6 protein-coding genes are annotated in these 6,236 nt (G+C 63.8%); all 6 read right to left on the bottom strand.

Translation table 11 applies throughout. The features are described from left to right. Positions 1-115: 115 nt before the first annotated feature. The 6 genes from AC0L2Y_RS32075 to AC0L2Y_RS32050 are packed head-to-tail and all read right to left on the bottom strand — an operon-like array spanning position 116 to position 6,095. Positions 116-697: an NAD(P)H-dependent oxidoreductase gene (locus AC0L2Y_RS32075; RefSeq protein ID WP_473561969.1), complete on the bottom strand. Its 582-nt coding sequence runs from the start codon at positions 695-697 to the stop codon at positions 116-118. Continuing rightward, on the bottom strand, positions 694-2,091 hold the full coding sequence (locus tag AC0L2Y_RS32070; RefSeq protein WP_473561975.1) for an FAD-binding oxidoreductase: 1,398 nt from the start codon (positions 2,089-2,091) through the stop codon (positions 694-696). Before AC0L2Y_RS32070 ends, AC0L2Y_RS32075 begins: the two co-directional genes overlap by 4 nt. Next, complete coding sequence (locus tag AC0L2Y_RS32065; RefSeq protein WP_473561973.1) at positions 2,091-3,389, bottom strand: cytosine deaminase; 1,299 nt, start codon at positions 3,387-3,389, stop codon at positions 2,091-2,093. The genes AC0L2Y_RS32070 and AC0L2Y_RS32065 overlap by 1 nt, the downstream gene beginning before the upstream one ends. A gap of 17 nt (positions 3,390-3,406) precedes the next feature. Continuing rightward, positions 3,407-4,258 carry an ABC transporter permease gene (locus AC0L2Y_RS32060; protein ID WP_473561967.1) on the bottom strand — a complete coding sequence of 284 codons (852 nt, stop codon included), beginning with the start codon at positions 4,256-4,258 and terminating at the stop codon, positions 3,407-3,409. Continuing rightward, positions 4,245-5,087: an ABC transporter ATP-binding protein gene (locus AC0L2Y_RS32055; RefSeq protein ID WP_473561966.1), complete on the bottom strand. Its 843-nt coding sequence runs from the start codon at positions 5,085-5,087 to the stop codon at positions 4,245-4,247. Before AC0L2Y_RS32055 ends, AC0L2Y_RS32060 begins: the two co-directional genes overlap by 14 nt. Before the next feature lie 3 nt (positions 5,088-5,090). Beyond that, positions 5,091-6,095 (bottom strand): ABC transporter substrate-binding protein, encoded by a 1,005-nt coding sequence (locus AC0L2Y_RS32050; protein WP_473561964.1) that lies wholly within the window; start codon positions 6,093-6,095, stop codon positions 5,091-5,093. Between the last annotated feature and the right edge of the window lie 141 nt (positions 6,096-6,236).

Below are 6,236 nucleotides of genomic sequence, written 5' to 3'. Positions count from 1 at the left end.
AGGCAGCGCTCTCGGCGCTCAAAAAAGCATATATCTCTCAAATCGCATATCTATGCGCCTTCTCTGCAAAGGCCTCACAAGGGGAGAAGGGAAGTCTCCCAACTCAGCTCCTGCATCAGAACGCGTCCATCCTGGCCGCGACCTTCGCCACGAACCTCGTCCGCGTCTCGTCGGTCGACAGGTTCATCGAATAATGCGCGAGGTAGGAAACCGACCCGCCGGGCTTGATGGTGGCACGCAGCACCCGCGTGACCAGCTTGCGCGGCGGGTCACCCATCAGCATGGCGCGGAACCGGCTGCCGCCATAGGTGGTGACCGCGACCACCTTGCGGATGTTGTGCAGCGACGGCTGCACCTTGCCGTCGATCAGCTTGAAAGACACGCCGGGCAGGAAGACGCGATCGAAAAAGCCTTTCAGAATGGCCGGATAGCCGAAGTTCCACACCGGAAACGACAGCACCAGCGCCTCGGCCCGCAGCAGGCGCTCGACATAAGCCGATGCCGGATCGCCGTCACTGCGCGCGTCGTGATAGGAGAGCCGTTCGGGCCGCGTCAGCCTGGGATCGAAACCCTCGGCATAGAGATCGCAGTCGTCGACGACATGGCCGGCCGCCTTCAGCCGCTCGACGATGGTCCGGTGCAGGCCGGCATTGAAGCTCGTCTCGACCGGATGAGCGTAGAGGACGAGGATGTTCAACCCGCCGTCTCCAACCCCTTGAACAGGAACGACTTGCCGGAGCGATAATCATAGTCCGGGTTTTCCCAGGCGATCATCTTGCCCGGATTGAGCAGCCCTTGCGGGTCGGTCTCGCGCTTGAAGGCGAGCTGCACCTCGTCGGTGCGCTTCATGCCGCCTTCCTCCAGCGTGTAGCGGTGCGGGTTGAAGATCCAGCAGCCATTGTCCTCGTGGATGCGGATGATCTCGTCGAGCCGCTCCGCCGTGGTGAAGCGCACCAGCGGCAGTCCGGCGATGCCGATGGCGCCGTCGAAGCGGATGAATTCGAGGTGTGCCGGCACCTCGTCGCCGAAGCGGTCGACCATCGCCTTGACGTGGCCGAGGTGGTCCGGCGACGGGTAGCGGGTCTGCAGATAGGTGATCGTCGGATCGACCCGGATGGCGCGCAGCGTGGTGTGATTCCAGGTCAGCTCATAGGCCGGCGGCAGCCCCTTGAGGTCGGCCTCCTTGTCGGCGCGGAAGACGATCTCGCCCTTGCTGCGCGCCGTGAAGGCGAGGAAGGCATCCATCGCATGCGGTGCGATCATCAGGACGACGATGCTTTGGCCGCGCCGGAAAAACCGCTGGTGGCGCTTGAAATAATCGTAGGGGATCGGTGCTGCGATCGGCGTGATCAGTTTCGCCAGTATGCCGTCCTGGATGGCCAGATCGTTGCCGAAGCCAGCCGCATCCATGAAATCGTCGAAGCCGACGATGACGTCGATCCAGTCATAGCTGGCGGTCAGCGGCATCTCGACTTCGGTGATGATGCCGTTGGTGCCGTAGGCGTGCATGACCTTCAGCACATCCTCGCCGGTGAGCTCCATGACACGCGGCTCGGCCTCCATGGTCACGGTCCTCAGCCGGATGACGTTGCCGAGGTCGCGCAGTCCGCCCCAGCGGATCGAACCGATACCGCCGGAGCCGCCGGCGACGAAACCGCCGATCGATGCCGTGTTGTAGGTCGACGGCGACATGCGAAGCTCCTGGCCGGAATGCGCCCGCGTCGCTCTGTCGATGTCGGCGAGCACGGCGCCGGGGCCGGTGACGACACGGCCCGGCGCGATCGTCTTGACCGCCTTCATCTCGGCGAGATTGAGCACCACACCGCCCGACAAGGGCATCGCTTGGCCGTAGTTCCCGGTGCCGCTGCCGCGCGGCGTTACCGGCACGCCATGCCGGTGGCAGGCGGCGAGAATGCGCACGACCTCGTCTTCGGTTTTCGGCGTCACGATCAGGTCCCCGGTGACGTGCTCGAGCTGCTGCTTCAGCACCGGGCTGTACCAGTAGAAGTCGCGGCTCTTCTGCTGGACGATCGCCGGATGGTCGTCGACCTTGAGGCCGTCCAGGTCGCGCTTGAGCGCCGCAATGTCCATCATTCCACCATCAGATCATCGAGTTCGGCATAATCGGGCAGCTGGCGCTCGATCGCATGCCCGTCGCGCACCACGATGCGATCCGATTCGGGCCGCGACAGCAATTCCGTCCAGCTTCGCCCCCTGAAGACGACGAAATCGGCCGCCCCTCCGACGGCAAGCGTGCCGAAACCATCGAGCCGCATCACCTTGGCCGGCGTCGCGGTCACCGCTTGCGGCCAGTCGGCGACGGGATGGTCGAGATGCAGGATGCGCGTCGCGATGCGATAGACCTCCAGCATGTCGAGATCGCCATAGGCGTAGAACGGGTCGCGCGTATTGTCGGAGGCGACGGCGACGGCAATGCCGCGCGCCTTCATCTCGTGCAGCAGCGTCACCCCGCGCCAGCGCGGCGTTGTCTTGTCGCCGCGCCGGTCCTGCAAATAGAGATTGCACATCGGCAGCGACACCACCGCCAGGCCGGCCTTGGCGACCTTGTCCAGCGTGTCGAGCACGTCGAGGTCGGGCTGGCGCGCCAGCGCGCAGCAATGACCTACAAGGATGTTCCCGTCAAAACCGTTCCAAAGGGCTGCTTCGGCGATCTTCTTCAGCGAGATCGCCGCGACATCGTCGGTCTCGTCGGCATGGAAATCGAGATCGAGGCCGTGCTTGATCGCCTGCGCAAACACCTGGTCGAGCAGTTCTTCGAGATCCGGCACCATGTAGGTGACGACGCCGAGCACGCCCTTGGCGGCAGCCACCCGCTTGGCCAGCCTCTCGAACCATTTCTTGTCGCGCACGCCCTCGATGCCGAGCAGGCAGGCCGCCTGCAGCTCGATGCGGCCGCGCCATTTCTCCCGCATCGTCTCGAACACCGGCCAGGAGATCTCTTCCTGCGGCGCAACGCTGTCGAGATGCGTGCGCAGCGCCTTGGTGCCATGCGCATAGGCGGAGCGCAGTGAAAAATCCATGCGGCGCGCAACGTCGTCGGCGCTCCAGCGCGCCGCGCGGTCGGCGCCGGTTGCATTCAGCGCGGCCATGAAGGTGCCGTCCGGGTTGGGCTTTCGAGGCCAGATATGGCCCTTGTCGATATGGGTGTGGCAATCGACGAAGCACGGCAGCACGATGCGGCCGCCGAGGTCGATGGCGTCTGCCGGTGCATTGGATCGATGCGCCGTAATCCCGGAGATCTTGCCATCGGTGATGACGATATCGGCGAGCCCAAACCCGTCGCTATCGAAGGCTCCAGAAAAGCCCGGCGTAAGTGAGGCATGAAGCCGAACCTTGGCGAGATGGTAGGAACCAGAAGCCGGTATCAAACTGGCGCTGCCCACCATCACCGCTCCTGCCTCAGCGCGCTCTCGTGCCAGCGCCGCAAAATGAGATGCGATACCAGCGACAGCACCAGGAAGATCAGAATGCCGGTCAGCGAGATCAGGATCAGCGCCGCGAACAGCCTTGGTGCGTTGAGCCGGTAGCCGGCCTCGATGATGCGCGAGGCGAGGCCGGACGACTGGCCGGTGGCGCCGGCGACGAACTCGGCCACCACCGCGCCGATCAGCGACAGGCCGCCGGCGATCTTCAGCCCACCGAGGAAATAAGGCATCGCCGCCGGCAGCCGCAGATAGCGCAATTGCTGCCAGCGGGTCGCGCCGTTGAGCTTGAACATGTCGCGCAGATTGCGGTCGACGGAATTGAGGCCGAGCGTGGTGTTGGAGAGGATCGGGAAGAAGGCGACGATCCAGGCGCAAAGCAAAAGCTTCGTCGTCTGGTTGTCGACATAGATATTGATCAGCGGGAAGATCGCGACGATCGGCGTCACCTGCAGCACGATGGCGAACGGAAAGAACGACATCTCCACCCATTTCGACTGCGCGAACAGCACCGCCAGCCCGACACCGCCGACTACGGCGAGAAGCAGGCTCAAGAAGGTGATCCTGAGCGTCACCAGCAGTGAGGAGAACAGCAGCCCGGCATCGTCGTGCAGCGTCTGCAGCACCACGGCGGGACGCGGCAGGATGTATTTCGGGATGTCGTTCCAGACACAGATGCGGTCCCACAGCCAGATCGCCAGGATCATGATGGCCAGCGGCAGCAGCCATCTGCCGATGCGCTCGAAGCGCTCCTGGCGGACGCGGCGCGCCTCCTCCGGGTCGAGCGCCAGGACTGGTTCTTCAATGGCCGTCATGATGCGGTCCGGCAGTTGAGTTGATGGCGCCGATCAGCACGTCGGACGCCTGGCGGCAGAGCGCGGCATAGTCGCGCGAGGTGCGAAACGCCTCGTCGCGCGGATAGGGCGCATCGACGGCAAGCTCGGCAAACACCCGGCCCGGCCGCGCCGCCATGACGACGACGCGGTTGGAGAGGAATACGCTTTCGAAGACGCTGTGGGTGACGAAAACGACGGTAAAGCGCTCATCCTGCCATAGCTCCAGCAGGTCGTTGTTGAGCTTGAAGCGGGTGATCTCGTCGAGTGCCGCGAACGGCTCGTCCATCAACAGAATGCGCGGCTTGGTTACCATGGCGCGGGCGATCGAGACGCGCATCTTCATGCCGCCCGACAGTTCGCGCGGCACCGCATTCTCGAAGCCGGTCAGGTGAACCCGCGCCAGCATCTCCATCACCGCCGGCGTCGCCTTGGCCCGCGACACGCCCTTCAGCCGCAGCGGCAGCCAGACATTGTCGAAGACATCGGCCCAGGGCAGCAGCGTCGGCTCCTGGAAGACGAAGCCGATATTCGAACGGTCGCCGATAGTCGAACGATCGAGGCCGCCGCTGCCGCGCCAGTCGAGCACACCCGAGGTCGGCGTCGACAGGCCGGCGATCAGCCGCAGCGCCGTCGATTTGCCGCAGCCCGACGGCCCGAGCAGGCTGAGGAAATCGCCTTCCCGGATCGTCAGCTCGACATTGCTGAGCGCGGTGACGCCGTTGGAAAACACCTTGCCGACGCCACGCAGCGCCAACAGCGTCTGCCCCGATACGCTTCCTGGCTGTTGCGCCACTTTCTCCAGCTTCACGGCCTACTTCTTCAGGTCGAGCCCGACGCTCTTGTTGACGAAGGCCAGCGTGTAGGCCTTCTTGATGTCGACGCCCGCCGGCGCGACCTTGGCCTTCACCATCTTGTCGTAAAAACTCTGGATGCGCGCGTCGCTCATGGCGCCGATGCCGAGCTTTTCGCTGTCGCCGGAATCGACCACGCCGAACTTCTTCAGCTGCTCGATCGAGAAGGCGATCTGCTCATCCGTCATGTCCGGATTTTCCTTTTTGATCATCTCGTTGGCGGCCTTGTTGTCACCATAGAGATAATTGTACCAGCCCTTGGCCGAGCCATCGACGAAGCACTGGACCACCTCGGGACGCTTGTCGATCGTCTCCTGCATGGTCTCGACCGTCGTCGCATATGTGTCCCAGCCATAGTCGGCCAGCAGAAACTGGTTCGGCGTGAAACCGCCCTGCTTCTGGACGGCGAATGGCTCCGAGGTGACGTAACCCTGCTGGATCGACTTCTTGTTGGCGATGAACGGCGCCGGGTTGAAGGTGTAGGGGACGCGCTTGGCGGCATCGAAGCCGAGGTCGGTGACCATCCACTGGAAGAAGGTCTGCGCACCTTCGTCGCCGAGGATGTACTGGTCGGCGTTCTTCAGGTCTTCCCATTTATCCAGCCCTTGCCCGGGATGGGACATGATGACCTGCGGGTCCTTCTGGAAGTCCGCAGCCACGACGCGCATCGGTATGCCTTGCTGCACGGCATCGAAGGCCGACAGCAGATTGCCGCCCATGTAGAAATCGATCTTACCTGCGAGCAGCAGCGGCCGGCCGCTGACCTGTGGGCCGCCCTGCATGATCGTCACGTCGATGCCGCAGGCGGCATAGGTGCCATCCACCACGGCCTGGTAGTAACCGCCATGTTCCGGCTCGGCCAGCCAGTTGGTGCCGAAGGTGACTTTTTCGTTCGCTGCCGCGGCAAGCGTGCCTGCGCCAAGCAGCACGATCACGCCCGCCGAAATCTTGAGTCTTCCGTACATCCACACCACCCTTTGTTCGCTCCGGCGCATCACGCGCCGGGCTCGACACCATTGTTTCAAGAAGCAAGACACATGCCACCGGCGCGTTGCGTCGGGACCGCCCGCTTGTGCAGTGCCCGCCTGTGCAATGGAGGCGCGAAG

The sequence above is a fragment of the Mesorhizobium sp. WSM4830 genome, assembly GCF_055811495.1.
This window is presented reverse-complemented; position numbering and strand designations above follow the sequence as displayed.

Excerpts from the sequence above, each read along its gene's own strand:
- AC0L2Y_RS32070 (WP_473561975.1), bottom strand. The coding sequence starts at position 2,091 with ATGGACATTGCGGCGCTCAAGCGCGACCTGGACGGCCTCAAGGTCGAC.
- AC0L2Y_RS32060 (WP_473561967.1), bottom strand. The coding sequence starts at position 4,258 with ATGACGGCCATTGAAGAACCAGTCCTGGCGCTCGACCCGGAGGAGGCG.
- AC0L2Y_RS32050 (WP_473561964.1), bottom strand. The coding sequence starts at position 6,095 with ATGTACGGAAGACTCAAGATTTCGGCGGGCGTGATCGTGCTGCTTGGC.